The organism is Rubrivirga sp. (genome assembly GCF_049648075.1).
Classification (GTDB): domain Bacteria; phylum Bacteroidota; class Rhodothermia; order Rhodothermales; family Rubricoccaceae; genus Rubrivirga.
Genome location: NZ_JBARYR010000216.1, coordinates 1 through 1,577, shown reverse-complemented (window position 1 = coordinate 1,577; position 1,577 = coordinate 1). Strand labels below are relative to the sequence as shown.

The following is a 1,577-nucleotide window of genomic DNA, read 5'->3' as shown; positions in this document are numbered from 1 at the left end:
CCGTAGGTTGGTCCGTAGGTTGGTCCGTGGCTGTAACCCTTATTTCATCAACATCTTGGTATAGTTCATTATTACCAGGACCAACCGGACCAACCTCATCCCCAAAACTTTTGAAAATCCATCCTCTTATTTTTTGCCCATTAATGGTCTTGCGCTGTTTCACCCAGCCAAGAGACCGCAGAATATCGGCCAACCTCATTTCTTCACCCTTACCCTGTTGTGACAGTTCGAGGCCAAGAGCGATAGAAAGGACGTCCGACGTAGGGACGAAATTCTGACCTTCAATGTAGTCTTTGACTGGCTGCTCCCATGGGTCCACAAATATGTAGTCCTGGGCGGTTTCCTGGGCTGCTTGCTTTAGGTCCTTAGGCAGCTTCCAATCCTCCCCAGCTTTAAAGGCATGGTAGGCCGCTGCCCAAATGCGATCGCGATTTTCCTTCAGCAGGTTGAAGGGCACCGCCTCAATACCAACGGGCACTACCCAAAAGCGACGGTTGCCAGTGCTGTCGGCGAGAAAGTCGTCTCGGTTGGTGGTTCCAACGAAGATCGAGGGCCGTAGGTAGTCCATCGTTGTTGCGCCGTAGGGCGGTCTCAGCGAGTCTTTCTTACAGGCGATAAAGGATTTCAGGGAGCTTACATCGCGCCGTTTGTAGATGCTCTCTAGCTCTCCCCACTCAACAAACCAGGTCCGATGTAATTTCAACCTCTCGTCTTTGTCGGAGCCACCACCGAAACTATCGTCAAACCACTCACCGGCCAGCACCTCCCAGAATCCCGACTTGCCCACGCCTTGGTCGCCTACGAGGATACAGACGGTATCTACTTTACAGCCCGGGTTCATCGCCCGAGCTACGGCGCTGATTAGTGTCTTGCGGAGAAATGCACGGTGCAAATCGTCCCCAGCACCTAGATAGGTGCTGGCTACTTCGTTCAACAGCGCATCATCAGCGCCATGCTCTGCGGCGACGTCCTCTAGATACTCAGCAATTGGCGAGTATCTATTCTGCTGCGCGATGAATACACAAATTTGCTGGCAGTCCTGCAGTGGGATATCCACGTTGTGCTTAAGGGCTAGGAACATCCGCAGCTGGGCCGGGTCGAAGGGCTGGCCGTCTAGCTCCATTTGGTCGAGCAGGTTGTTCCAGCGCAGACGCTTTTCTACTCGCTCGCTCACCTGGGCGTATCGCTTGGCCAACTTGCAGGGCTCATCGATGAGCTCGATCGCCTTAGAGTCTAGAGCGTCACGCCACTCTTCCAGCGTTGCTGCTCTCTCCAGCATCGTGCTGAGCGGCATTCCTCCAGGGCATCCAGCAAAGTAGTCGTCGACGCCTTTAAAGTCATCGTGCCACTCCAGAACGTAGACCATCGCCCCACGCTCCATAATCATTCGAGCGAGATTGTGCAGGGCGTTCTGTACCTGCCGCTTATAGACGCAATCGCGATCGAATGCGAGATAAACCTTACGGCCATAGGTGCATAGCTTCTTTAGCTGGGGTTTGAGCCGTCCCAACTTGCCGCCAGTGCTAACGCCAGGGATAGACACACCAGCAACGCCACGGCTCAAGATGGAGCCAGCC

At 54.2% G+C, this 1,577-nt stretch carries 1 protein-coding gene; it reads right to left on the bottom strand.

What is annotated here, in order from left to right; translation table 11 throughout:
- The coding region (locus WBA11_RS06225) for a VapE domain-containing protein (RefSeq protein ID WP_424519844.1) at positions 1 to 1,543 on the bottom strand (1,543 nt) is incomplete at its 3' end.
- Between the last annotated feature and the right edge of the window lie 34 nt (positions 1,544 to 1,577).